The 26,700-nt window shown below is 27.4% G+C and carries 21 protein-coding genes; 13 read left to right on the forward strand and 8 right to left on the reverse strand.

What is annotated here, in order from left to right; genetic code table 11:
- Positions 1 to 22 precede the first annotated feature (22 nt).
- Complete coding sequence (locus CQA44_RS02985; RefSeq protein WP_115545803.1) at positions 23 to 1,696, reverse strand: lactate permease LctP family transporter; 1,674 nt, start codon at positions 1,694 to 1,696, stop codon at positions 23 to 25.
- A 243-nt stretch (positions 1,697 to 1,939) separates the two neighbouring features.
- On the opposite strand from CQA44_RS02985, the gene bcp reads away from it, so the two are divergent.
- From bcp to pbpC, 7 genes are all read left to right on the forward strand, one after another.
- On the forward strand, positions 1,940 to 2,404 hold the full coding sequence (bcp, locus tag CQA44_RS02990) for a thioredoxin-dependent thiol peroxidase (protein WP_115545804.1): 465 nt from the start codon (positions 1,940 to 1,942) through the stop codon (positions 2,402 to 2,404).
- A gap of 25 nt (positions 2,405 to 2,429) precedes the next feature.
- Positions 2,430 to 3,209: a threonine/serine exporter ThrE family protein gene (locus tag CQA44_RS02995; RefSeq protein WP_115545805.1), complete on the forward strand. Its 780-nt coding sequence runs from the start codon at positions 2,430 to 2,432 to the stop codon at positions 3,207 to 3,209.
- Complete coding sequence (locus CQA44_RS03000; protein ID WP_115545806.1) at positions 3,210 to 3,713, forward strand: threonine/serine exporter family protein; 504 nt, start codon at positions 3,210 to 3,212, stop codon at positions 3,711 to 3,713.
- A 169-nt stretch (positions 3,714 to 3,882) separates the two neighbouring features.
- The gene (gene luxS, locus CQA44_RS03005; protein WP_115545807.1) at positions 3,883 to 4,377 is read left to right on the forward strand and encodes an S-ribosylhomocysteine lyase; all 495 of its coding nucleotides are present in this window, start codon (positions 3,883 to 3,885) and stop codon (positions 4,375 to 4,377) included.
- A complete protein-coding gene (locus CQA44_RS03010; protein WP_115545808.1) occupies positions 4,378 to 4,581 on the forward strand; it encodes a heavy-metal-associated domain-containing protein in 204 nt (67 codons plus the stop codon). It begins immediately after the preceding gene.
- 25 nt (positions 4,582 to 4,606) lie between these two features.
- Complete coding sequence (locus CQA44_RS03015) at positions 4,607 to 9,967, forward strand: alpha-2-macroglobulin (protein ID WP_115545809.1); 5,361 nt, start codon at positions 4,607 to 4,609, stop codon at positions 9,965 to 9,967.
- A 170-nt stretch (positions 9,968 to 10,137) separates the two neighbouring features.
- Positions 10,138 to 12,399 carry a penicillin-binding protein 1C gene (gene pbpC / locus CQA44_RS03020; protein ID WP_115545975.1) on the forward strand — a complete coding sequence of 754 codons (2,262 nt, stop codon included), beginning with the start codon at positions 10,138 to 10,140 and terminating at the stop codon, positions 12,397 to 12,399.
- Positions 12,400 to 12,425: 26 nt separating this feature from the next.
- On the opposite strand, the gene CQA44_RS03025 is transcribed toward pbpC, so the two are convergent.
- The gene (locus CQA44_RS03025; RefSeq protein ID WP_115545810.1) at positions 12,426 to 13,118 is read right to left on the reverse strand and encodes a hypothetical protein; all 693 of its coding nucleotides are present in this window, start codon (positions 13,116 to 13,118) and stop codon (positions 12,426 to 12,428) included.
- A gap of 91 nt (positions 13,119 to 13,209) precedes the next feature.
- On the opposite strand from CQA44_RS03025, the gene CQA44_RS03030 reads away from it, so the two are divergent.
- Positions 13,210 to 13,962, forward strand: coding sequence for a TIGR02757 family protein (locus CQA44_RS03030; RefSeq protein ID WP_115545811.1), 753 nt, complete (start codon positions 13,210 to 13,212; stop codon positions 13,960 to 13,962).
- A gap of 67 nt (positions 13,963 to 14,029) precedes the next feature.
- Positions 14,030 to 15,022, forward strand: coding sequence for a phosphoribosylformylglycinamidine cyclo-ligase (gene purM / locus CQA44_RS03035; RefSeq protein ID WP_115545812.1), 993 nt, complete (start codon positions 14,030 to 14,032; stop codon positions 15,020 to 15,022).
- On the opposite strand, the gene CQA44_RS03040 is transcribed toward purM, so the two are convergent.
- Both CQA44_RS03040 and CQA44_RS03045 read right to left on the reverse strand, forming a co-directional pair.
- The gene (locus CQA44_RS03040) at positions 15,019 to 16,047 is read right to left on the reverse strand and encodes a glycosyltransferase family 2 protein (protein WP_258864883.1); all 1,029 of its coding nucleotides are present in this window, start codon (positions 16,045 to 16,047) and stop codon (positions 15,019 to 15,021) included. The genes purM and CQA44_RS03040 overlap by 4 nt on opposite strands.
- The gene (locus tag CQA44_RS03045; RefSeq protein WP_115545813.1) at positions 16,044 to 17,348 is read right to left on the reverse strand and encodes a hypothetical protein; all 1,305 of its coding nucleotides are present in this window, start codon (positions 17,346 to 17,348) and stop codon (positions 16,044 to 16,046) included. The genes CQA44_RS03040 and CQA44_RS03045 overlap by 4 nt, the downstream gene beginning before the upstream one ends.
- A 483-nt stretch (positions 17,349 to 17,831) precedes the next feature.
- Here CQA44_RS03045 and CQA44_RS03050 point away from each other — a divergent pair, with 483 nt between their 5' ends.
- Positions 17,832 to 19,283, forward strand: a complete 1,452-nt coding sequence (locus tag CQA44_RS03050; RefSeq protein ID WP_115545814.1) for an LTA synthase family protein — start codon at positions 17,832 to 17,834, stop codon at positions 19,281 to 19,283.
- 114 nt (positions 19,284 to 19,397) lie between these two features.
- Here the strand turns inward: CQA44_RS03050 and CQA44_RS03055 are convergent, their stop codons facing one another.
- From CQA44_RS03055 to leuC, 4 genes are all read right to left on the reverse strand, one after another.
- Complete coding sequence (locus tag CQA44_RS03055; protein ID WP_115545815.1) at positions 19,398 to 20,003, reverse strand: DUF305 domain-containing protein; 606 nt, start codon at positions 20,001 to 20,003, stop codon at positions 19,398 to 19,400.
- A gap of 77 nt (positions 20,004 to 20,080) precedes the next feature.
- Positions 20,081 to 20,761, reverse strand: coding sequence for a uracil-DNA glycosylase (gene ung / locus CQA44_RS03060; RefSeq protein WP_115545816.1), 681 nt, complete (start codon positions 20,759 to 20,761; stop codon positions 20,081 to 20,083).
- Positions 20,758 to 21,036, reverse strand: coding sequence for an Asp-tRNA(Asn)/Glu-tRNA(Gln) amidotransferase subunit GatC (gene gatC / locus CQA44_RS03065; RefSeq protein ID WP_115545817.1), 279 nt, complete (start codon positions 21,034 to 21,036; stop codon positions 20,758 to 20,760). Before gatC ends, ung begins: the two co-directional genes overlap by 4 nt.
- Before the next feature lie 32 nt (positions 21,037 to 21,068).
- Entirely contained in the window at positions 21,069 to 22,334 is a 1,266-nt protein-coding gene (gene leuC / locus CQA44_RS03070; protein WP_115545818.1) for a 3-isopropylmalate dehydratase large subunit, read from the reverse strand.
- 102 nt (positions 22,335 to 22,436) lie between these two features.
- Here leuC and argC point away from each other — a divergent pair, with 102 nt between their 5' ends.
- The 3 genes from argC to CQA44_RS03085 all read left to right on the forward strand — a co-directional run bounded on the left by argC (position 22,437) and on the right by CQA44_RS03085 (position 26,699).
- Entirely contained in the window at positions 22,437 to 23,450 is a 1,014-nt protein-coding gene (gene argC, locus CQA44_RS03075; protein WP_115545819.1) for an N-acetyl-gamma-glutamyl-phosphate reductase, read from the forward strand.
- On the forward strand, positions 23,440 to 24,171 hold the full coding sequence (locus tag CQA44_RS03080; RefSeq protein ID WP_115545820.1) for a UDP-2,3-diacylglucosamine diphosphatase: 732 nt from the start codon (positions 23,440 to 23,442) through the stop codon (positions 24,169 to 24,171). The genes argC and CQA44_RS03080 overlap by 11 nt, the downstream gene beginning before the upstream one ends.
- 86 nt (positions 24,172 to 24,257) lie before the next feature.
- The gene (locus CQA44_RS03085) at positions 24,258 to 26,699 is read left to right on the forward strand and encodes a chemotaxis protein CheW (RefSeq protein WP_115545821.1); all 2,442 of its coding nucleotides are present in this window, start codon (positions 24,258 to 24,260) and stop codon (positions 26,697 to 26,699) included.
- Position 26,700: the final 1 nt, after the last annotated feature.

Here is a 26,700-nt window from a genome sequence, read left to right on the forward strand (position 1 = left end):
AAAAGCTTGATAAAAAGAATTATTATGGGATAATCCAAGGAATCCAAAATGCAATAGCATATGTAAATATTCCAATAGCAATTACAAATATGATAGAGTATTTAACTGTAAACTTAAAGAGTTCAGCTTCTCTTCCTATTAGACCAACAGCTGCACAAGCAATTGCTATGCTTTGTGGGCTAATCATTTTACCTACAACTCCACCAACTGAATTTGCTGCCAAGAATAGAACTTCAGGAATTCCAAGCTGACGAGCTGTTAATTGTTGAAGTGTACCAAATAATAGATTTGAACTCGTATCACTTCCTGTTAGAAATACCCCAATCCAGCCTACCACAGGTGAAAAGAATGCGTAAGCATTTCCTGTTTGTTTCAATGCCAATGCTAATGTTGCAGAGCTTCCACTATAATTTGCTATAAATGCAAATCCAACAACAAGTCCTATAGTTAAAATAGCAAATTTCATTTCATTTAAAGTTTCACCAAATGTTTTTATAGCTGTGCTAACTTTAACTTTTAATAAAACCATAGTTACTAATGCTACTATAAAGATTGAAGTTCCTGTTGAGTTAATAAGAGATAATTCAAATACTGATTTTACAGCTTTATTTTCTGATACCACAGGAGGAATTTGTATAATTTCTGCAAGACTTGGAAAATTAAAATTAAATACGGAATTGGCAAAAAATCCCGCTTCCTTTATTACTTCCCCATCTTTGATTATGGCTGGAGCAAAAAATGCTTTAAACCAATCTTGTGTCCAAATTACAATTGCTATAATAAGAATTACAAATGGTAACCATGCCATAATAATTTGTCCTATACTATAATTAGCATTTTTAGAATTTTCATTATTAGATTTTTCATCAAATTTAAATATATTTTTAGGTTGCCAAAAACGCAAAAATACTGCGACAGCAAAAATTGAAGCAATTGCTGAAGTGATATCTGGTAATTCTGGTCCTAATTTTGTTGCAGTAATGAATTGAACTATTGCAAAACTTCCACCTGCTACAAGTGCAACAGGCCAAGTTTCTTTTACGCCTTTAAAACCATTCATTAAATATACCAAGAAAAATGGTATAAAAAGTGAAAGTGGTGGTAGCATATGTCCTGCCATGGTTGAAATTTGTAGTGCAGGCATATCTACAACCTTTGCCATTGCAATAATTGGGATGCCTACTGCTCCAAATGCGACAGGTGCGGTATTTGCGATCATGCAAAGCCCTGCTGCATATAATGGTCTTAATCCTAAGCCAACAAGTAACGCCGCCGTAATTGCCACGGGTCCACCAAACCCTATTGCACCTTCTAAAAATGCTCCAAAACAAAAGCCAATTAGTATAACCTGAACTCTTTGGTCTGGAGTAATAGATATTATAGATTCTCTTAAGATATCAAAATAACCAGATTTTACTGTTATTTTATAAAGGAAAATAGCTGCAATGATAATCCAAGCAATAGGCCACATACCATAAATTGCACCATAGAAAACACTCCATAATGCTTTATCTATAGGCATACCATATACAAATATTGCAATTAAAGTTGATAATGCAACTGTTAATAATCCTGCTGTATGACCTTTTAGCTTGAAAACTACCAAAGAAATAAAAAATAATATAATTGGTAGTGAGGCTACTAAAGCACTTAACCATAAATTCCCAAGAGGATTATAATTCTGAATCCACTGCATTACCTAAGACCTCCTAAAATTAAAGTATTAAAATTACCCTTTATTTACAAAGTATAGTTTCAAATTCTAAAATAAAGTATATTAATAGACTTAGCAATATAATGCAATCTAATTCATATAATATTAGTTAAGTTACAAAATGAAACATTCATATTAAGCAAAATTATTTCAAATATAACCTAAAATTAGGCTAGAATCCTAAAAATATAAAACATAATATGATTATTAATAAGGAATAACTAAATGAAATTAGAAGCAAATCAGCAATCACCAAAATTTAGTGCAAAAAATGAAAACAACAAGCAAGTATCATTGGATGATTTTAAAGATAAATTTGTAATTTTATATTTTTATCCTAAGGATATGACTAAGGGTTGTAGTATTGAAGCAAATGATTTTACCTCTCTTTTAGATGAATTTAATAAATTAAATGCAGTTATAATTGGAGTTAGCCCAGATAGCGTTGAGTCTCATCAAAAATTCATTAAAAAGGATAACTTAAAACATACTTTATTAAGTGATAGTGATAATACAATATCATCTGCATTTGGTGCTTATGGAAAGAAAAATATGTATGGAAGAGAATATATGGGCATTATTCGTTCTACTTTTATAATAAAGAATAATATTATATTAGAAGCTTTTTACAATGTTAAAGCTACAAATCACGCTAAAAAAGTATTAGAAAGCCTTAAAAAACATATATAGATATATATTTATGTAGATATAGATTATGGTAAAAAGAGCAGAAATTCAAGAATTAACAGAATTTTTAATGGAATATACCATTACTATGCTATCAATTGGTGCATATACTTCTAGGGTGGAGAAGTGTGTTACTAGGATTGGCAAAGCTTTTGGATATGAAGTATATATCTCAATTTTTTCTAAAAATATTGCAATTAGTGTTTTAAGTCCCAATGATTATTCTACAAGAAGAACTTATGTAAGAAGTTATCAAGATAATGGCTTAAATTTTAATGCTATTTCACTATTAAGTGCTTTATCTTGGCATGCTTATGATGAAAAAATAACATTTTCACATCTAAAAAGGTATTATTATAAAATCATAAAGAAAAAGAAATATAGTTATTTTAGCACTTTAATATTAGTATGTCTTGCTAACGCTTCATTTTGTAGAGTATTTGGTGGAGATCTAGGCTCTATGCCAATTATTTTTTGCTCTACATTTATTGGATTTAATATAAGAGTTTATTTATCGCTTTTAAAAGTAGATTTAAGAGTTATTTTTGTTATATGTTCCTTTATTGCTTCTATGGTAGCTTATAGTGGTTGTATTTTAGGTATTACTAAAACCCCAGATGTGGCTATTGGGTCAAGTGTATTATTCTTAATACCGGGGGTTTATTTAATAAATTCAGTGATTGATATTTTAGATGGACATTCTTTGATTGGAATTTCACGCGTAATTAGTGTTGCTATTTTAATTGCTTGTATTGCTATTGGGTTATACACTACACTTAGTTTTGCAGATGTCAGAATGGAGTATTAAATGCAAATATTTGTCTCTGCAATCATTGATGGCTGTTTTGCTGCAGTGGCAGGACTAGGCTTTGCTTATGCTTGCAATCCTCCAAAGAGAACATTGTTAATATCAGCATTACTTGCTGCCATAGCTCATGCATTTAGATTTTACATGCAACAAAATAATTTTGGTATAACAAGTGCGACATTTTTTTCTGCATTTAGTGTTGGAATCTTAGGACTTATTTTTGCAAAAAAATTAAAATGTCCAACTGAAATTATAACTTTCCCTGCAATTTTACCTATGATACCAGGCATGTATGCCTATCGCACTATATTATCAATAGTATCATTCTCATCTTCAAATGATATTAACACACAATATAAATTATTAGTTGAAATTACAAATAATTTAATAACAACATTATCGGTAGCACTTGCTATTGCAGTTGGAATATCTATAAGTTTATTAATATTTTATGAACAAAGTTTTATGATGACAAGAAAGGGCTTTAAAATCGAAAAAGAATGAGTTTTATTCAGTTTTATTAGGCTAAATTTTGATTTTAGAATTTATTCTTGTTTATCTAAATAGTAAAAATATTTTCTTAATCTATCTAAGTATCTTGAAATTTAATTTGCAATTAAAGTAATAAAAGTTAGTATAACAAATTTTAAAATTTTATTAACAAAGGAATAATATGCCATTATTAGATAGCTTTAAAGTGGATCATACAAGAATGCCAGCCCCAGCTGTTCGTCTTGCAAAAACTATGCAAACTCCAAAAGGAGATGATGTATGTGTTTTTGATTTAAGATTTACAAAACCAAATAAAGATATCTTAAGCCAAAAGGGAATACATACTTTAGAGCATTTATTTGCTGGATTTATGAGGGAACATTTAAATAAAAGTGATGTTGAAATTATTGATATTTCTCCAATGGGTTGTAGAACAGGTTTTTATATGAGTGTCATTGGGAAACCTAGTGAAGATAGTGTAAAAGAAGCTTGGAGCGCCTCAATGCTAGATGTATTGAAAGTTAAAAATCAAGAAGATATACCTGAATTAAACATTTACCAATGTGGGACTGCAGCAATGCACTCTTTAAAGGAGGCTCAAGATATAGCACAGAATGTTTTAGACAGTGGAATTAAGATTATGAATACTCAAGAACTTTTATTGAAAGATATTTAAATGAGGGAGATTATAGAAATTGAAGGAATGAGTTGTAATCATTGTGTTGAGAAAATTAAGAAGTTTGTATCTGAAGTAAATGGAGTAGAGAATATTGAGATAAGTTTAGAGAATAAAACTTTAGATGTAGTATTTAATTTACCTGCAAATATAGAAGCAATAAAAGAGGCTATTTTAGATTCTGGTTTTGATATAAAAGCTTGATTTATTAAAAAGAAGAAGGGTTTTTATGAGATTAATCAATATAATATTATTATGTTTTATTGTATTATTTGTTAGTTCTTGTAGTGATGATAAAAACTATTTTATAGACCAAACAAAAGGAGTGGTAAATGTTGATATTAAACCTAAAATTTCATTTAAAGAAAATGTTACTCAAAATTTAAATAATCCCATAGAATCTAGCGGTGAAATAATAATAAATAAAGAAAAATATATTGGAAAATATATTTTTACTTCTGCTAACTCACTAACTTTGCTCCCTAATGAGACATTTTTACCAAATAATAATTATAAAATTACTTTTGATTTTGAAGCTATTAATAAAATTGCAAATGCAAATATAAAGCCAAAATCATTTACAATGGAATTTAGCACAAATTATTTAGAACTTGAGCTTACAAACGCAGACTTTATTAAAGATAGCACGGATTTATCAAAAATAAAATTAGACGCCATAATAAATATATCTCAAATTGTGCCAATTCAAAGCCTAAAGGATAATATAAAATTATTAAATTCTAAAGGTAAAAATATTGAAATAAATATTACAGAAGTTGATAATAAGGCATTTCAAATTCTATCTGAACCACTTAATATTCCTTCTAAAAATGAAACATATAAGTTAATGATTGATAAATCCTTAGGATTAGTTAAAAATACTAGTTTTGATATAGTTGCAAAAAGTATAGATGGGTTAGATATAATTGATATAAAGCCTATACTAGATGATAATGCAAGTATTGAAGTTAGATTCTCTGCCCCTTTAAAGCAAAACTTAAATCTAAATAATTTTATAAAAATCTCTCCTAGTGTTAATTTTAGAGTGTCTCAACTAAATGATAAAATTATTATTAATGGTAATTTCAATAAAGAACAAGATTATAATCTTGAGATTTTACAAGGAATTAAATCGCAAGACAATCTAAGTTTAGCAAAAAATTATCAAAAAGACATTGTGTTTGGTAGTCAAGAACCAAAAATAGTTTTTTCAAACAATGGTGTTTTTTTACCTGATAGCGGTAATAAAAAAATAGCATTTAAAAGCATTAATGTTAAAAAAGCAAAGGTTGTTGTTAAGAGAATCTATGCAAATAATATCATTAGATATATAGAAAGTTACTCTTTATTAAAAAATAGCACAAGTAGCCTATATACATATGATTTTGATTATATGGGAAGCATTGTAAAAGAAAGTGATATTGATATAGATTATAAGAAAAATATTTGGGTTCAAAATGAGCTTGATTTAAGTGGTATTAAAGATTTGAGTGGAATCTTTATAGTAAGCTTGCATTTTGATAAAGATAACGTTGATTATAAGTTTAAAAGTGGAACTCCAGAGTGGAAGATTAATGATTATTTTTATAACAATGGCAATGTTTATAGAGAATTAATTTTTTCAAATATTGCATTAATTGCACAAAAATATGGAGATAATGTTATTGTTTCTGCCCTTGATATTAAAACAAATAGCCCATTAAGCAATGTAATTATTGATGGCATTAGTAAAAATAATCAAATTATTTCTTCTTCAAAGACTGACAAAAATGGTAATGCAATATTAAAATATAAAGGAAGTGATGAGCTAAAAAAACAAGAATTATTTTATATATTTGCAAAAAAACAAGATTCTTCTAATGATTTAGCACTTATTAAGCTATCTTCTCAAAGATTACCAGATGATGGATTTGATACGGAAGGAGTAAATGTAGACAATGGAATAAAAGCATTTATTTACACGGATAGGGGTGTTTATAGACCTGGCGATACAATAAATCTTAATATCATAGCAAGAAATAATAAAGAATCTCTAAAGCATCCTATAAAACTTACAATAACAAATCCTAGAGGTAAAAAACAGATTAATAATGTTATTTTAGAACCAATAAGTGATGGAATGTTTTATTATGCTTTTCAAACTCAAAAAAATGCAGATACAGGAATATATAATGTATCAATAGATATAGGAGATAATATTTTTACTTCTAAAATTGCACTTGAGAGTGTTGTTCCAAATAGGATTAAGGTAAATATAGATTCTCAAAATAAAATTGACTTATCGCAGAATTCTAAAATCAAATTAACATTACAGAGTGAGTATTTATTTGGAGCAAAAGCAAGCAATCTAGAGTATAATATCACTGCTTCAATAACACCTAAGAATTTTATTTCTAAAAAATATAAAGATTGGAGTTTTGATAATCAAACTAATTTAAGATATGTAGAAAATGAAAGTTTCAGTGGTTCTTTAAACGAAAATGGTTATGCACAAAATATACTAAACTTAAAAGACATAAATAAAATTAACAAGAATTTAGAAGCTAATATTATAGCAAGGGTGTATGAGAATAACGGTAGGCAAGTTTCTGCTAGAAAGAGTGTCTATATAAAGAGATTTGATAGCTTTGTTGGAATTAAGATTCCACAAACTAGATATGTACAGATTGATGATAATATAAATTTAAATGTAGTATTGCTTGATGAGAATGAAAATCATATTGCAAATAGAAAGTTAGAATATACAGTTTATAATAATAACTATTCTTGGTGGTGGGATTATGACAATTATAATGATTATATAAGGTCAATTAAAACTGATAAAAATACTACAATAATTGCTAAGGGAGAAATTACAAGTAAAGACTCTATAAATAATATAAGATTTAAAGCAAACGCTAGAGGGGAATTACTAGTTGAGGTAAGAGATACTACAAATAATCAAAGTGCCTCTATTAGTTTGTATGCTTCATCTTGGGGAGAGCCAATTAATGCTGATAAAATTACACAGCTAAAAATTAAAAGTGATAAATCCAAATACAGGCATAATGAAGAGGCGGTAATAACATTTGAGAGCACTAAAAATGCAAAAGCCCTAGTTACTATTAGTAATAATGAAGAAATTATTGATAGGTATTTTGTAGATACTAATAATATTAAAACAAGCATTAATGTGAAAATTGATGAAAAATATGCACCAAATTTATATGTAAGTGTATTCTTATTGCAAAACTACAATACAAATGACAATGACCGCTCACTTAGATTATATGGTGTAGTTCCGTTAAATATTATAAATACAAAATCAAAAATAGATTTAAATATAAATGCAAGTGATGAGGTATTGCCAAATAGCACATTAGATATTGAAATATCAAATAATCAAAATAAACAAGTTACATATACATTAGCAATAGTTGATGAGGGCATAATAAATCTAACAAATTTTAAAACTCCTTCACCTTATGATTATTTTTATGCAAAGACAAAATATCCAATAATTAATTATGATACTTTTGATTATATTATAGGAAGAATTCAAGGTGGAGTTGAAAAGGTATATTCAATTGGTGGTGATGAAGATAGTATTGGTGATACTACTAAAAAGCAAAGAGATGATAAAGCAGATAGATTTAAACCTGTTGTATATTTTATCCCTCCAACTAAAAGTGATGAGTTTGGTAAAGCAAAAATCAGCTTTAAAGTTCCTGCATATCTAGGAAGCCTAAGGGTTATGTTAATAGCTGTAAATAATGATAGTTATGGAAGTGTTAGTAAAGATGTAAAGGTGTCTGCACCTGTTGTAATGTTGCCAACTATTCCTAGAAGCCTTAAAATAAATGATAATTTTAAGATTGGTATTGAAGTAATTCCTATAAAAGATGATGTTAAAAATGTTAAGGTAAATATAAAAAGCAAAGGTATTATTGGGTTTGATAAAGAAACTCAAAGTATAAATTTTATAGATAAAAAACCACAAACAATATTTTTTAATGGAAAAGTAAAAGAAGAGATTGGAATTGAACATATAGATATTAACTTAGAATCTAGTTCATTTAATATGAAAGATTCTACAGAAATTGATATAAAAGCACCAAATCCATATATGATAATTTCAAAAAATTGGGCATTAAATAAAAATCAAATAATAGATATTCAATCTCCTGCTTCTTTTATAAAAAACTCAAATAAAGGAAAAATTACTATTAGTTCATCACCTCTATTAGGTATAGACCATAGATTGTTATGGCTTATTCGCTATCCTTATGGTTGTATTGAACAAACAACATCAAGCGTTTTTCCACAGTTATTCATTGAAAAACTTAGCAATGCAGATTTTATCGACAAACAAGCAATTATAAATAATATAAATGCAGGTATCAATAGAATACAAGGTTTTCAAACTAATGATGGAGGCTTTTCTTATTGGCAAGGAGAAGGTGATAGTGATAAGTGGGGCTCTAACTATGCTGGGCATTTTTTGATTATGGCTAAAAAACAAGGTTATTATATAAATGATGAAGTTTTCAATAGATGGTTAAATTATCTAAAAAATAATATAGATTCTAATGATATGTATTCATTGTTTTTACTCTCTCTTAGTGATAATCATCAATTGGGAATGATGAATGAAATTTATGAAAATAAACTTGATAGGTTGAGTGTAACAAATAAGTGGCTACTTGCAGCAAGCTATAAACTTGCAGGATTTGATGATATAGCAAATAAAATAACAAATAATTTAGAAGTAATACCAAATGAAAATTATAGTTATTATAAATATTCTTATGGTTCAGAGCTAAGAAATAAGGCTATAATACTTCAAGCATATAAGATTGTAAAAAATAAAATAGAAAATGATTTATATAATAAAATTAAAGATGAATTAGAAAGTAATTCATGGTTATCTACACAAACTATAAGTTATGCTTTAATGGTTTTAGCAGATATAAAAGAAGAATCTAATAAAAAAGGGCTAGAAGGAAGTATTACAATTAACAATAATACACAGAAATTTAAAGAGAATAAAGAAAAAATTACTTTTGATTTAAATAGTGGTAGTGCAAAGGTTAGTTCTCCTAATAATATATTTGTAAATTATATTTGGGAGGGCATTAACGCAGACAATAAAGGTGATAATATTAAAAACAAAATGACTTTAAGTAGAGAGTTTGTAATATTTGATGATTACGGAAATGAGATTCCAATTGATATAAGAGAATTGAAGAACTCAAAAAGCTTTTATATTAAACTGAAATTATCTTATTTAAATAATAATAGTATGGAACTTAGAAATATTGCCTTAACGCAGAATCTACCCAGTAGTTGGGAGATAGAAAATACAAGATTAAATAATGATAATGAGCCTAATGCTGTTATAAAAGCAAATAGTAATATAACCTATACTGATATTCGTGATGATAAGATTATGTGGTTTTTTGATATGTATAAATATGTGGTTGTTTATGTAAAAATTAATGCAGTAACCCCCGGTGAATATACGCTTCCTCCTGCTTATGCAGAGGCTATGTATGATGGAAGTTATCAGGCAAGCACAGATAGCTTTAGAGTAAAAGTTCTAGCAAAGTAGATAAGTTACTAAAAGAGAGATAAATTAATTTTATACTCTTTTTACAATAAATGGTTTTGTAAATTTTGCTTTTTAAAAGGGTTTCTTTGATAGAAATATTAGAATGTAATAAAAAGATATTTATTTTTGTTATACAAAAAAGAGTTTATTAGAGAATTATTTTGCAAAAAATTAGATTTTTTTTAAGATTTATTTTAGCTTTATTCATAATTTTTATTTGTTATGGTTTATATATATTTTTTAGTTTTAATCCAAAGAGTAGTTTGGCTTCAAATGATCCATTTTATGATAGATATTCAAAGAGTGTATTTGATAGAGATAAAAAGATACTAAGTATTTTTTTAAATAATGAAGAGCAATGGCATATTAAAGAAGATGAAAACATTAGTAAAAAGTTTAAAATTGCAATTCTAAACTATGAAGATAAAAATTTTTATTCTCATATTGGATTTGATATTTTAGCGATATTTAGAAGTCTCTATAATAATTTATCTAGTGATAAAAGAAGCGGTGCTAGCACTATAACAATGCAAACAATAAAGATTTTAACTAAACAGAAGAGGACATATTTCAATAAATTCAAAGAGATAGTTTATGCAATTAAATTAGAAACTCTTTACTCAAAAGATGAAATTTTACAAATGTATATTAATAATGCTCCTTATGGAGGAAATATTGTTGGTGCTAAAACTGCTGCTTATTTATACTTTAATAAAAATATTAATAATCTTACTTGGGGAGAATGTGCTTTGCTTGCAATTCTTCCAAACGCTCCTGGATTAATGCATTTAAGCAAAAATACAAATATATTAATACAAAAAAGAAATAAACTTTTAATGAAGCTAAAAAATAAGGGCTATATTGATGAAAATAATTTAATGCTTGCCATGAATGAGAAACTACCAAAGATTAATAGAGATAAAAATATTGCCCCTCATCTATCTATTCGTCTTGCTAATGAATTGAATGATATAAATATATACACAACTATTAATAAAAATATTCAGTTAAAATTAGAATCTCACTTAAAATCTTATCACCAAAGATTAGTGGAATTAGGAATAGAAAATGTATCTGCAATAATAGTGGATACTAAAACTAGTCAAGTTTTAGCCTATGCTGGCTCGCAGGATTTTTTTGATATAGATGGATATGGTCAAATAGATGGAATAAAAGCTAAGAGAAGCCCAGGGTCTGTATTAAAGCCACTACTTTATGCACTAGCTATTGATGATGGATTAATTACAGAGCAAAGTAAGTTAATTGATGCTCCAACATTTTTTTCAAACTTTAAGCCACAAAATGCAAGTAAAAAATATTATGGATTAATCTCTGCTAGATTCTCCTTAATACAATCTCTAAATGTGCCATTTGTAAGCTTATTACAAGATTATGGATATGAAAGATTCTTTTTTAAATTAAAAGATATTTTAAATTTCAAAGATAATGATTTTAAAAGATATGGATTATCTTTAATACTTGGAACAAAAGAGATCAGTGTAGAAGATGTCGCAAAAATTTACCTTGGATTTGGAAATTATGGTGAATTTGGTGATTTATCCTATCTAATGAGTTCTAAAAATAATACAAAAAAGAGAATACTTACAAAAGGCTCTAGTTATCTTACACTTGATGCTATGAGGTATTTAAATAGGTTTGGTTTAGAAAACTATTATAAAAATAAAAAAATAATTTCTTGGAAGACTGGCACAAGCTATGGTAGGAAAGATGCTTGGGCTGCTGGAACTTCACCAAAATATACTATCGTATTATGGGCTGGAAATTTTAATGGGGAATCAAATCCAAATTTATTTGGTGTAAATATTGCAGGAGATTTGTTGTTTAATATATTAGGAGATTTAGGAGATTTAGGAGGGGAGTTTGATATTCCAAAAGAATCTTTAAAAGATATTAAGATAGATTCTATCACAGGATATAGATATAGCAGTGATTATAAAAATATACCTTTTAAAGAGACTTTGTATCCAAATGATGCTAAGAATCTTAGAAAATCTCCATTTTTAAAAAATATTTTTGTAAATCAAAATGGTGAAGAGATAAACTCTATAAATAAAGATTTTATTAATGCAAAAGAGCTTACTAGACTATCATTACCCCTTAATTTATTAGAATATTATAGGGAGCAAAATATTAACATATCACAAGAAAAAATAAAAAAGAATCTAAAATTTCTATATCCAAAAAATAATCTAAAAATAATTCGCACAAAAGATTTTGAAGGAAATAATGAGCTAATAATTAGAATTGCAAATATAAATAATAATGAAGTTTTTTGGTATTTAGATAAAAATTATATTGGCTCTAGCTTTAGCACTACAAGAGCTATTGATTTAGATATTGGGTTTCATACACTTACTATTATAAACACTAAAGGAGAGAGTGATAGTATTAAATTTAATATTATAAAATAAATCATGTATATTTTTATGTTATTTGCTTAGAATTGAACTCCTACTTCAAGCCCATATTGCCTTAAATTCTTTATTGGTGCATTATATGCAAAGTAGCCTTGTGCAAATATATCTGCAACATTAGATATATTATATGCAATTCCTAAGTATGTTCTACCTCCAAATAAAAATTTACCTTTAAAATTTTTTTGTTCATTATCATTATCAAGGAATATTATTTTTGTATTTATTCCATATCTTAATTTTAGGTTGCTCAAATTTCCAGATTTACTTATATCATCATTAATAGAATCTTCTCCCCAAAAACCAATAGGAATATAAATATAATGTGTGTTTCTTTTTTCAATCACTCTTTGTGTAACATTTTGGTAGCCTACCCCAAGATATATACTTCCTACAATCATTCCCATAGATTGAAATTGATTATCCAATCTCATGCCTAAGCGATATTCTGCTTCATAGCTAGTATATTTAGAAGGTTCTTTATTAAACTTTGCTTTTTGTGAAAATGCACCTCTAGCTAGAATCTCGTGTATTATGTCTTGTGTTAAAAATATACCACGAAGTGCTGCATCGTGTATATATCCCTGTTGAGGGTTGTTAATATAACCAAAACCATATAAAACTTCTAAATATACACTTTTTTTTGTAGGGACAATATTGTTATTTGCATTTGCTATAAATGGTATAAATAGTAAAAAAAATATTTTTTTAAACATTTAAAATAACCTTGAAAAGAATTAATTTATAGCAAGATTCTATCATAAAATATTATAATCAAAATTTATTTTACAGACTTCAAGGTTTTTTATGAAAGAGTTAAAAGAAATACTTGATAAGCATTATCACATAAGAAATAATATAGATGAATTGAGCGATAATAAGCCAGACCCATTAGTAGCATTAAAAAATAATTTACATTTAAAGCATATTGATGAAATAGCAGTTATTTCTGCACTATTATCGTATGGTAATGCAGGACAGATTCTAAAGACATTAAGAAAACTAGATTTTAGTATATTAAATGATAGGTCAAAAATACAAAAAGCATATTTTCCACTATATCGCTTTCAGAGTAGTGAAGACATAAGAGCTATTTTTTTATGTATGAATAAAATTATTTATGATGGGGGTATAAAAAATATATTTGTAGAATCTTATTTTAAAGAAAATAATGTAATAAGTGGTATTAATGCGATGATAGAGGTTTTAAGAAGCAATGTTGAAATGACAAGAGGGCTTGATTTTTTAATAGGCAGAGCTAGTAAACATCCAATATCATCATCCCCTTTAAAGCGTTGGAATATGTTTCTTAGATGGTTTGTTAGAAAAGATAATATAGATTTAGGATTTTGGAGTGATAAGGTTAATAAAAAAGATTTAATTCTACCTCTTGATACACATACTTTTAGGCTCTCTAAAAAACTAGGACTTTTAAGTAGAAAAATATATGATTTAGCATCTGCAATAGAAATTACAAATAATCTTAAAATATTTTGTGAAGATGACCCAGTAAAATATGATTTTGCACTATATCGTTTAGGGCAAGAAAAGCTAATGTAGAATAGCTTATGTAATATTTTGTATAAATTTAATATAATTTCTAAAATTTTATTTTTAAGGTAAATTCGTGGATAAGATTAGCTATAAAGATTCTGGCGTAAATATTGATGAAGGTAACTCTTTAGTCGCTGATATAAAAAATTTAGCGAAAAGCACTTTTAATAAAAATGTTATAGGTGGTATTGGCTCTTTTTCTGGAGCCTACGCATTGCCTGCAAATTTTAAAAATCCTGTTCTTTTAGGTGCTAGTGATGGTGTTGGCACAAAACTGAAAATTGCAATAGATTCTAATAGGCTTGATAGTGTAGGTATTGATTTAGTAGCTATGTGTGTAAATGATTTAATTTGTAATTTTGGCACACCTTTGTTTTTTCTGGATTATTATGCTACTGCCAAGCTAGATAAAAGTAAGGCAATAGAAATAATAAAGGGTATTGTAGAGGGTTGTAAGGAGGCAAATTGCGTTCTTATTGGAGGCGAGAGTGCAGAAATGCCCGGAATGTATAAAGTGGGAGATTTTGATTTAGCTGGATTTGCCATAGGCGTAGTAGAGAGAGAAATAATTGAAGCAGAATCTAATATTAAAGTAGGCGATATCTTAATAGCACTTCCTAGTAGTGGGCTGCATTCAAATGGATATTCTTTGGCAAGAAAGATTTGTTTTGATAAATTAAAACTTAGCTTTGATGAAAAAATTGATAATGAAAATTTGATTGATATTTTATTAAAGCCAACTAAAATCTATGTCAAAACTTTTGAAATTCTAAAATCAAAAATAAAGGCTTTAGCACATATTACAGGTGGTGGAATAGCAGAAAATTTACCTAGAATCTTTACCAAAGATTTAGGAGCAAAGATAGAGAAGTCCTCCATAAAATCACATAATATATTTAACCTATTTAGCAAGTATGTAGAACAAGATGAGCTTTATCGCACATTTAATATGGGTGTTGGTATGATTTTAGTAGCTGATAAAAATAATGTAGATTATATATTAAAAAATAGCGATGGATATATAATTGGCGAGGTTGATAATAGCTCTAATATAAATATTGTTTAAAATTTTTCTATAATATCTTTTATAAGGTATCTAGGGCGACTTTTTGTCTCTAGATATATTTTCCCAATATATTCTCCAATAATTCCAAGACTAAATATCTGTAATCCTCCTAGAAAATATATAGGCACAATTGTTGAAGCCCAGCCCGGAACAACAGAGGAACTAAAAATTGCCATAGCAATTCCATAAATCACAAATAAAGCACTAACAAAAGATATAATAAACCCCAATAAACTAACTAGACGAAGAGGTGTTAAACTAAAACTTGTAATTCCATTTAATGCTAAAGAGAGCATTTTTTTTAATGTATACTTACTTTTTCCTGCATCTCTTTTGCTTACCTTAAAATATACTATTGAGTGTTTTAATCCAAGCTCTAAAAACATACCTCTTAAAAATAAATTAACTTCTCTATAAGAGCTAATTAAATTTAAAGCTCTATTGCTTAAAAGCCTATAATCTGCATGGTTTTCAATGATATTTACTCCAAAAAATTTCATTATTTTATAAAAGCTAATAGCACTTAATTTTTTAAATAAATTATCACTATTTCTATTTTCTCTCACACCAAAGACAATTTCACTGCCATTTTTGAAATGCTCTATAAATTCATCAACCTTATTAATATCTTGTTCTAAATCACAATCAATACTAATTGCAAAGTCGCATTTATCCTTAGCATACTCCATGCCTGCTAATAGAGCATTTTGATGACCTTTGTTTTTACTTAAAGATATAATTACAGTATTGTTTTTAATATTAGATTTTAAGAGATTTTTTGAATTATCAGTTGAGCCATCATTTACAAAGATGATAAAACTTTTATTATTAATGATATTATTTAAGGAAATAAGCTTATTATAGAAGATTGTTAGGCTTTTTAAAATGATTTCTTCTTCGTTATAAAATGGCACGATAAAGGCTAAAATTGGCTTATCATAATTAACATTTTTATCAATGGGGGGGGGGGATTTAGAATTTAGATTTATCTTAGAAACTCTATACCTTTTAATTTTTGTTTTCAATTATATCCTCCACTATCTTTAACACGATAGATTGAAAAATGTATTGGTAGGGAGTATATATTATTAGATAAAACTATTTCATTATTATCTTTTATTATTTTTGATAGAGCTAGTTTTATTAGGCTTTTAATTCCAAGTAGAGGCAAATTAAACCCGTTTGTTGCCTCAAATATTTTTTCATAATTATTATTTTCTTTAAATGGTTTGCTTGTATATGGAGTTAGTATTACTAAATCTCCACTAGATTTTGGAATAATTGCATTGCTTTTAAATACGCTATATTTGCAATCTTTATTTTCTTTGCCAAGTATTTCATTGTCAATACCAATATCACTTTTCATATCAAAATTATTATGTCCTAAGAATTCTAGATTCTTAATAAAGCTATGATAAACCTCAATATTACTAGCACGATTTACACCTTCAAGATATATAGTAGTATTTGGATTGTTCTTAAGATAATTATCTAAAAAAGCAATACTTTCTTGAAAATTATTTGGCACAGCTTTGTAGTGATTTAGTTGATATAAAAAAGCAGGAATAGAATTCAATAAATATAGGATTAAAGAAATTATAAAAATTATCTTTATAAAAATCACCCTAAAATATGACCTAAAGTAATATCCAAGTGGAAAAATTGCAAAAATATATGTAGGAAGAAGGTAATGAAAAGAATATATATTTAATATAAAATAAGAAAGTATGTGCAAGAAACTTGCCAAAAGTGCAGAATCTAAAAATGGATTAATTTTATTATCCCTAAAAGTTATAAGATAGATTCTATAAGCTAAAATTCCAAAAACTCCAATAATCAAAAAAGGCTCAATTAGAATATAATTCATTACATTTTTAATAAATACTATCAATTTATTATATGGTGTATCGCCATAACTTCCACTTGTAGTTTTATTTAAAATAATAATTACATAATAAATTATAATCCACATTAGAGAGCTTAACATAAGGCTTAAGTCAAGGAGTTTTTGCTTTAAATTTGATATTCTAAAACTAAATATAAAATTAAAAAATGCAAAAGAGCCTAGCATAATAAAGGCAACTTCTTTATAATAAAGTGCAATATTTCCACTTAGCAGTGCTAAAATAAAATATATATTTTTATTATTTTTAATAAAGTACAAATAGGCAAAAATAAAGATTCCAAAAAATACACTTTCAAATTTCTCTGGAACAAAAAGCCTTAAAAATGATGTTATAAAAGCAGGTGAGAGGAGTAATATAGTAATTAAAAGTATTGAGAGATAATTAGATTCTAAAATAATTTTTAATGTTTTAAATAACACTAATATTAAAATTAATGCTGCAAGAGAGCTAAAAGCATAAAAATAGGTTGCATTAGCTTTGAAAAAATATGAAATAATGTTTAAATCAAAGCCATCAAGTGGATAGAATCTACCAAGTTCTGGTATTATAAATAAGTCAATGGGTTTGTTTATGAATAAAGTTGATAATAAAGTATGGTCATCAATAATGCTAAAATTTGCATAGATTGCTATATTGATTAAATATATGCAAATAAAAGCTATAAATATTATAAAAATTGATTTTTGTGAAATTTGCTGATAAGTTTTATTGTTTTTACTATCTAAATTATTTTTATTAACTAAATTAGAATTTAATTCTAATTTATCTTGCTGCCCCCCCCCTATTTGTCAAAATAGCCATTTTTATCCTTAATTTTTCAAGTATTTTATATAAAAGTGTATCTCAAAATTAATTATATTTTTGTAAAATTCTGTTTTTTAAAGTTAATTTGGGGGATATTGATGATAAAAGATTCGTGGGTTAGAGTTGTTATATTTGCTTTAATTATTTCATTTTCTAGTTTTATAATAATGATTGCAATTTGGGTTAGAAAAACATTTGGAGATGTTAGTTCAGAACAGCTGGTATTTGCCTTATCTTTTCCGCTAATGCAAACAGATGATAGGATAATGTTTAGCTTTTTAAAGCGAGTATTTGTAGCATTTTGGGTATTTTTTCTAATCATTGCAATATGGTTATTTAATAAATACAAAGAAACTCTAAAGCCATTGATAAAGAGATTTTTTTATTTACTATTAACACATAAAATAAAGTTGTCTTGTTGTTTTTTTATTCTCTCATTAATTATTGCAAATCAAAAACTACATATTTTAGATATTTTAAATATGCAAAGTAAAACTTACTCCAATTTTTACGAAGAACACTATACATTTTTAAATACATTAGATGATCCTCATAAAAAAAGAAATTTAATCTTAATAACAGCAGAATCTATGGAAAGTACATATTATAATATGGGGGGGGGTGGAGATTATTTAATACCAAATCTCTATAATCTTACACAAAAGCACATAAATTTTAGCTCAACAAATAACATTGGAGGGTTTAAACAGGTCGGCTCTACGGGTTGGACAATAGCTGGTATGATAGCACAACAATGTGGAATCCCACTTAGAATTCCTATTGGAGGAAATGATTTTACCTTTAGTAAGACTTTTTTAAAAAATATTACATGTTTAAGTGATATACTTAAATCTAAAAATTATAAACAGCTTATAATAATGGGTTCAGATTCTACATTTGCAGGGAAAAATCACTTTTTTAATACCCACAATATAGAAGTGCGAGATATAAATTACTTTAAAAAGCATAAGCTTCTTCCTAAAGATTATAAAGTTAATTGGGGATTTGAAGATAAGAAAGTTTTTGAATTCGCAAAACAATTTTTACAAACAAATGCTCAATATCCTTTTGCATTACAAATTCTTACAGCTAATACACATTCTCCGGGGTATAGTGATGCAAATTGTAATATCACGCAAAATGTATATAAAAACTCTATTATTTGTTCTGATAAAGAAATATATGAATTTATCTCTTGGGTAAAAAAGCAGGATTTTTACAAAAATACTACAATAGTTCTGTTAGGAGACCATTTAACAATGCAGCAAAACTTTTTTGATGAAGGGACAAACAATAGAGAGGTTTTTAATGTGTTTATAAATACTGCTTGGAAAAATAAAAATGTAGAGAGAATAAAAAATAGAAAATTTTCTCATTTTGATATGTTTCCTACCATACTTTCTGCCCTTGGCTTTAATGTTAATAAGATAGGTCTTGGGGTTAATTTAATGAGTAAAGAAAAGACATTAATCGAAGCCTTAGGAGAAGATGATTTAAATACAAATTTAAATCTAAACTCTAGGCTTTATGAAAGCTTTTGGTTGGATTAATATTAAAAAATTATTTTTTAATATATTTTTAAACTTTAAAGCCTTTTGTTATAATTTTTCTTATGTCATTAATTATGATAGAATATTTGGAATTTATAATTCTAAACATTCTAATTATTTAATTAGTTTTCCCATCTCCTTTATTTCATCTTGCTGGGTTTTGATAATATTATTTGCTATGTTTTTAATATCTTGGTTTTGTGTATATTCTAGTATTAATTTTGCACTATCAATTGCACCTTTGTGATGCTCTATCATAGATTTTGCAAAGTCATTATCTACATTAGTGCTTGATTGAATTTTACTCATTTCTATCATCATTTTATCCATTATATTTTTATTTTTAGTTTGGAATTCTTGATATTTTGGATTTTCGCAGTCTAATTTTTGATTTTTTGATAAGGCATCAGATAATTCATTAAAATATTCTATTTCATCTTGCTGGGTTTTGATAATATTATTTGCTATGTCTTTTAATTTGTCATTTTTTGCAATTTGTAGATATAACCCACTTGATATTATTGCTCCTTGATGATGTGGTATCATATCATTTAAAAAATCAACATCTATATTACAACTCATAGAATACCCATTCATAGAGCCATGCATAGAATCTAGCACCATTTGACTTGTAATATTTTCATTATTTATATCGTGATTAGCGTGCGGATTAGCATATATTGCTAAACATAGTGATAAAATCATTATTAGAGATTTCATTGTTGTTTCCTTCAATATTAAAATTTATGAAATTATTACAAAAAAATAATATATTTTTGTTAAATTATGATTCTAATTCATAATTGCCAATTTATTTCCTTAAGTCCAATTTCTTTTAATATATTATTTGTTTTACTAAAATGACCACATCCAATAAAGCCTTTAGCAAGTGGAGATGGGTGCGGTGCTTCTAAAACAAAGTGCTTATTTGTGTCTATTAGATATTTTTTACTTCTTGCATAATTTCCCCAAAGCATAAAAATGATTTTTTCTCTTTTCAAAGATAAGTTTTTTATTATATTATCTGTAAAAGTTTCCCAACCAAAACTTTTATGAGAAAGAGGCTTTTTAAACTCTACGCTTAAAATGGTGTTTAATAACAGCACCCCCTCTTTTTCCCACGAGCTTAAGTCTCCATTATTTGGGATAGGCATACCTAAATCTCTATTTAATTCTTTAAAAATATTTTTCAATGAAGGAGGTGGTGTAACACCCTTTGATACGCTAAATGCAAGTCCATTTGCTTGAGGTGTGTTATTTTCTATGTTATGGTATGGGTCTTGCCCTAAAATTACAACTTTAACTTCCCAAAATGGCAATAGATTAAAAGCATTAAAAAGAAGTTTTGGTGGAGGAAGTGTTATAGTATTTTTTACTGCGAAGTAATATTTTTCCCTTAAATTTGAAAAATATTCACTCTTAAAATCTTCACTTAAAATTTCTTTCCAAGAAGATTCTATATTTACATTAATCATCATTCAACTATTTTTGGAACAATAAAGAAATTATCCTCTGAATTAGGAGCATTTTTAAGTATAGATTCTGATACATTGCTTTTTTCTACAATATCATCTCTAAGCGTTGTATTTAGAATTTTATGTGGAATATTCTCTGGCAAATCTAATGAATTTAGATTTTCAACAAAATTTAGAATTTCACTTATTTGTGATTTTATTTCATCTTTTTTATTGTCATCTATCTTTATTGCACTTAGGTTTTCTAGCTTATTTAACAACTTATCATCAATTAACATTTTACATTCCTTATAAAACTTTTTTAATATTCTTATTTTCTTGGGTCAGCAATTTTCCCTTCAATTGCACTTTGTGCTACTACTGCTGAATTTGCTAAATATACTTCAGAGCTTTTTGAGCCCATTCTTCCAACAAAATTTCTATTTGTAGTAGAAATGCAGCGTTCATTATCTCCTAATATTCCCATATATCCGCCCAAACAAGCTCCACAAGTAGGATTACTTATTAAAGCCCCTGCTTCAAGTAAAATATCAATCAAACCTTCTTCTTGAGCTTGTTTTGCTATTTTTTGTGTGCCGGGTGTAACAATCAAACGCACATCATTATGTATTTTTTTATTTTTTAATATTTCTGCTGCAATTCTTAAATCGCTAATTCTTCCATTTGTGCAGCTTCCAATAAATGCTTGGTCAATTTTGATATTATCTTTTTGAGCTACTGATATAGGTTTTCCATTTGATGGCAAGTATGGATATGCAACCATAGGTTCTAGCTTAGATATATCAATAGTAATTTTTTGTTTATATGTAGCATTTTCATCACTATAAAATTTTTTTGGAGTAGAGCGAAGAGAAGGTCTTGTTCTTAAAAACTCTTCTGTAATTTTATCGCAAGCTATAATTCCAGACTTTGCTCCTGCCTCTATTGCCATATTGCAGATTGAAAATCTATCATCCATTCCCATTTGTGATATGCCTTCTCCACAAAATTCTAAAGCATTATAAAGTGCTCCATCAACTCCAATTTGTCTAATTAATTCTAAAATTAAATCTTTACCATAGATATGGACATTTTTTTTACCTATAAATTCTACCTTTATGCTTTGTGGAACTTTGAACCAATTTTTTCCTGTAATCATTGCATAAGCCAAATCTGTGCTTCCCATCCCTGTTGAAAATGCTCCTAATGCTCCGTGAGTGCAAGTATGAGAATCTGCTCCTATTATTACATCCCCGGGCATTACAAGACCTTTTTCAGGAAGTAACGCGTGTTCTATCCCCATATCTCTTTCATCAAAAAAATATTTTAGATTCTGCTCTTTTGCAAATATTCTATTTTTTTTAGCTTGATTTGCAGATTGTATATCTTTTGCAGGGATAAAGTGGTCTAGCACTAGGAAAAAATTATCAGGATTAGCTAATTTCGTAGCACCAGCCTTCTTAAAAGCCTCAATAGATAGAGGGGTTGTTATATCATTACCTATTATCATATCAATATTACATTCTATAATCTCATCTGCTTTTACTTCTCTTCCAATGTGGCTAGAGAATATTTTTTCTGTTATTGTTTGATACATTTTATTGTAGAATTCTCCATTTATTTAAAATATTTTAATTTAAAATTATATTTTAATTTTATGTTTAAGTTTAATAAAATTTTAAAAAGACCTAGGAATAATATGACAAAAATTATACAAATAGGAATAATAGGTATTAGTGGATATACAGGATTAGAGTTAATTAAGATGTTAATTAATCATAAATATTTTAAGATTAGTTATCTTGCAAATACAACGGGAAAAGAGAATCTCTATCAACTATATCCTAGCTTAATAAATTCAATTAAAAACTTACCTATAAAAAAATTTGATATAAATAGTTTACCTAAATTAGACTTAGTATTTTTAGCTCTTCCTCATAAGGAATCTATGAAAATAGTTCCAAATATTTTAGCTAATAATATAAAGGTGATTGATTTAAGTGCAGATTATCGTTTAAATGAAGAAAACTATAATATGAATTATTGCAAACATTTGGATTCTGATAATTTAGAAAATGCAGTATATGGTTTGGTAGAGTGGAATAGAAAATCTATAAAAAACGCAAAGCTAATTGCTAATCCTGGTTGTTACCCTACGGCTAGTTTGCTTGGAATCTTGCCATTTATTAATTACCTAGATGAAAGCAGTGTTTTTATTGATGCAAAAAGTGGTGTTAGTGGAGCAGGTAAGAATCTAAGTGATAATACGCACTATCCAAATATTAATGACAATATGTTTAGTTATTCTCCATTAAAACATAGGCATAATATAGAAATTATGCAAAAGTGCAAAGATTTTGGCAATAGGGATATAAAGGTTAATTTTGTTCCACATTTAAGCCCATTTACTAGAGGAATGCTTGTTTCAATATTTGCTAGGTTAAAAGAGCCAATTAATTTATTTGAAGTATTAGAAGATAGTTATAAAAATGAGCCATTTATTCGTATAAGTAAGAAACCTGTTAGTGTTAAAAATACTGCAGGAACGCATTTTTGTGATATTTTTGTAATAAATGATGAACTAGATTTATATATTAATATCAGTATTGATAATTTACTTCGTGGAGCTAGCTCTCAAGCCTTAGTTTGTGCTAATTTAATGTTTGATATTGAAGAAACTCATTCTATTCCAAAGATAGCTTATGTCCCTTAAAAATAAAATCAATATAACTATAAACAACGATGCTATTTTTATAGCAGATTCCCATACTCAAGATGGTAGGGATTCTCTAATATATAACCTTAAGAAAATAAAATTTCTACCATCGCAAATATTTTTGTTAGGGGATATTTCAAATATATTAATAGGCAATATTAATAGAAGTGTTATATCTAATAAAGATTTAATAGATATTATAAATTTTTTATCTAATAGTTCTCAAGTTATATATTTTGAGGGAAACCACGACTTTCACTTATCAAGTTTATTTCCAAATGTAATTAAAATTCCAAGAAAATTTCAGCCACTTTTAACTAGCTTTGGTGATAAGAAAGTTTTGCTTTCACATGGAGATTTGTTCTTAGATAAAAAATATGAGTTTTATATAAAGTTTTTAACTTCTAATATTACTTCTAAAGCAATAAAAATTATTGATTTAATTTCACAAGGTAAGCTATATAGTTTTATTGAAAATAAAGTTAAAAATAAACAAATACGATTTTCAAATGATACAGAATCTTTAATTCAAAATAGAATTTTAGCTTATAAAAATTATATAAAATTACTAGGAATTAGAGTTGATATTGTTATTGAAGGACATTTTCATATAGGAAAGATAATAAGAGATGAATTTACTTATATATCTTTGCCATCGTTTTATTTTAATGAAAAGATATTTAAAATAGCTGACAATGCTTTTAGTATAATTAAATAGTTAAATAATTGTATAAAAAATATTGTTATATTATGATAAAAAAGATAAAATTTAAAAATTTTATTTTGAATGCGGAGTGAATTATAATGGATGAAATGCAAGAGATATTAGAAGATTTTCTCATTGAAGCATTTGAGATGATAGAGCAATTAGACCAAGATTTAATTGAGCTTGAACATAATCCAAGTGATTTGGATTTATTAAATAGAATATTTCGGGTTGCACATACAATAAAGGGCTCTAGCTCATTTTTAAATTTTGATATATTAACAAATCTTACACATAACATGGAGGATGTTTTAAACAAAGCTAGACGCGGTGAGTTAGTAATTACTCCTAATGTTATGGATGTTGTTTTAGAATCTATTGATTTAATGAAGGGTTTATTAACTTCTATAAGAGACACTGGAAGTGATAAATCAGATATTGAAATTGATGATGTAGTAAAAAGATTGCAAAATATTTCTCAAGGGAATAAACAAGAAGCAAAAGAAGAAGTAAAAGATACTCCTTCTCCTCAAATAAATAAACTAGTAGATAATAATGAAGCATCAAAGGTAGAATCTACAACCACCTCCGCATTTAGCACTGATTCTAATAATAAAATACAAGATAATTTAGATACTAAAAATACAGATAGTGTAGATTATTCTAATTTTACTCCAGATGAGATAGAAAAAGAAATCGAAAGATTATTAAAGCAAAGACAAGAAGAAGACAAAGAAAGAAGGTTAAAGAAAAAACAAGAAGAGATTAATAACTCTCAAATAAATCCTCCTAAAGTTGAACAGACTACTACTCAAAAATCTACTACAAAACAAAACCTAGATTCTAAAGTTAAAAAACAACAAGGAGCTAAAAAGGATGATACAGCAGTATCTACTAGCTTAGAGCAAACCGTTAGAGTAGATGTAAAGAGATTAGATCATTTAATGAATCTAATAGGAGAATTAGTTCTTGGTAAAAATAGATTAATTAGTATTTATGATGAGGTTGAAGAAAGGTATGATGGAGAGCAGTTTTTAGAAGAATTAAATCAAGTAGTTTCTGCAATCTCAATAGTTACTACAGATTTACAATTAGCTGTTATGAAAACTAGAATGCTACCTGTTAGTAAGGTATTCAACAAATTCCCAAGAATGGTTAGAGATTTATCAAGAGATATGGGTAAGAATATTGAGCTAATTATTAGTGGCGAAGAAACTGAATTAGATAAATCAATAGTAGAGGAAATTGGTGATCCATTAGTTCATATTATTAGAAATTCTTGCGACCACGGGATTGAGAGTAAAGAAGATAGGTTAGCAGAAGGTAAGAGTGAAATAGGAAAGATTGAGCTAAAAGCTTATAATGAAGGAAATCATATTGTTGTAGAAGTTGCAGATGATGGTAAGGGGCTTGATGCTGATTTATTAAAACAAAAGGCTTTAGAAAAAGGCATTATTAATGATCGTGAAGCTGATACAATGACAAACAAAGAAGCATATTCTTTAATTTTTAAAGCAGGATTTTCTACAGCTAAGGTTGTAACAAATGTTAGTGGAAGAGGCGTAGGAATGGATGTTGTAAAGACAAACATCGAAAAACTAAATGGTATGATAGATGTAGAATCCGAACTTGGGAAAGGAACAATTCTAAAGCTAAAAATTCCATTAACTCTTGCAATTATTCAAGCACTTATTGTGGGTGTGCAAGAGGAATATTATGCTATTCCACTAAGCTCTGTTTTAGAAACTGTTAGAATAAGTCAAGATGAAGTTTATATTGTTGAAGGAAAAAGTGTCCTTAGGCTTAGAGATGAGATTCTAACATTAGTAAGGTTATCTGATATTTTTAAAATTAATGATGTTATAAGAAACTCAAATGAGCTTTATGTTGTTGTTGTTGGGTTAGCTGAAAATAAGATTGGTATAGTTGTTGATTATCTTGTAGGACAAGAAGAAGTGGTAATCAAATCTCTTGGATATTACTTAAAAGGCACAGAAGGTATAGCAGGTGCTACTGTTAGAGGTGATGGAAAAATTACTTTGATAGTTGATGTTGCTGGTATGATGAATATGGCAAAATATGTCAAAGGAACAGTAAATAATTTGCAAGAAGACGAAATAGAGCTAGCAGAAAAAACTAAACCAAGCGATTATGTAGTATTATCAGTAGATGATAGCCATACTGATAGAATGATCATTAAGAAATATTTAAAACCATTGGGAGTAACTATTATAGAGGCTACTAATGGACTGGAAGCCTTAGAAATAATTAAAAATGGTGATTATCATATTGATGCAGTTTTAGTAGATATTGAAATGCCAAGAATGGATGGATATACCCTTGCCACAGAGATTAGAAAGTATAATAAATTTAAAAACCTCCCATTAATTGCAGTTACAAGCAGGTCGGCAAAAACTGATAGAATGAGAGGTGTAGAATCTGGTATGACAGAATATATCACAAAACCCTATTCTGCTGAATATTTGTTAAATGTAGTAAAAAGAAATATAAATTTTAACATCATAGGTGTAGAGGTATAAT

Source organism: Helicobacter sp. MIT 14-3879 (genome assembly GCF_003364125.1).

Coding starts and splice junctions, on each gene's coding strand:
- luxS (WP_115545807.1), top strand. CDS start 3,883: ATGCCATTATTAGATAGCTTTAAAGTGGATCATACAAGAATGCCAGCC.
- CQA44_RS03055 (WP_115545815.1), bottom strand. CDS start 20,003: ATGAAATCTCTAATAATGATTTTATCACTATGTTTAGCAATATATGCT.
- bcp (WP_115545804.1), top strand. CDS start 1,940: ATGAAATTAGAAGCAAATCAGCAATCACCAAAATTTAGTGCAAAAAAT.
- CQA44_RS03080 (WP_115545820.1), top strand. CDS start 23,440: ATGTCCCTTAAAAATAAAATCAATATAACTATAAACAACGATGCTATT.
- leuC (WP_115545818.1), bottom strand. CDS start 22,334: ATGTATCAAACAATAACAGAAAAAATATTCTCTAGCCACATTGGAAGA.
- gatC (WP_115545817.1), bottom strand. CDS start 21,036: ATGTTAATTGATGATAAGTTGTTAAATAAGCTAGAAAACCTAAGTGCA.
- CQA44_RS03025 (WP_115545810.1), bottom strand. CDS start 13,118: ATGTTTAAAAAAATATTTTTTTTACTATTTATACCATTTATAGCAAAT.
- CQA44_RS03010 (WP_115545808.1), top strand. CDS start 4,378: ATGAGGGAGATTATAGAAATTGAAGGAATGAGTTGTAATCATTGTGTT.
- CQA44_RS02985 (WP_115545803.1), bottom strand. CDS start 1,696: ATGCAGTGGATTCAGAATTATAATCCTCTTGGGAATTTATGGTTAAGT.
- ung (WP_115545816.1), bottom strand. CDS start 20,761: ATGATGATTAATGTAAATATAGAATCTTCTTGGAAAGAAATTTTAAGT.
- CQA44_RS03030 (WP_115545811.1), top strand. CDS start 13,210: ATGAAAGAGTTAAAAGAAATACTTGATAAGCATTATCACATAAGAAAT.
- CQA44_RS03085 (WP_115545821.1), top strand. CDS start 24,258: ATGGATGAAATGCAAGAGATATTAGAAGATTTTCTCATTGAAGCATTT.
- CQA44_RS03050 (WP_115545814.1), top strand. CDS start 17,832: ATGATAAAAGATTCGTGGGTTAGAGTTGTTATATTTGCTTTAATTATT.
- CQA44_RS03015 (WP_115545809.1), top strand. CDS start 4,607: ATGAGATTAATCAATATAATATTATTATGTTTTATTGTATTATTTGTT.
- CQA44_RS03000 (WP_115545806.1), top strand. CDS start 3,210: ATGCAAATATTTGTCTCTGCAATCATTGATGGCTGTTTTGCTGCAGTG.
- argC (WP_115545819.1), top strand. CDS start 22,437: ATGACAAAAATTATACAAATAGGAATAATAGGTATTAGTGGATATACA.
- CQA44_RS02995 (WP_115545805.1), top strand. CDS start 2,430: ATGGTAAAAAGAGCAGAAATTCAAGAATTAACAGAATTTTTAATGGAA.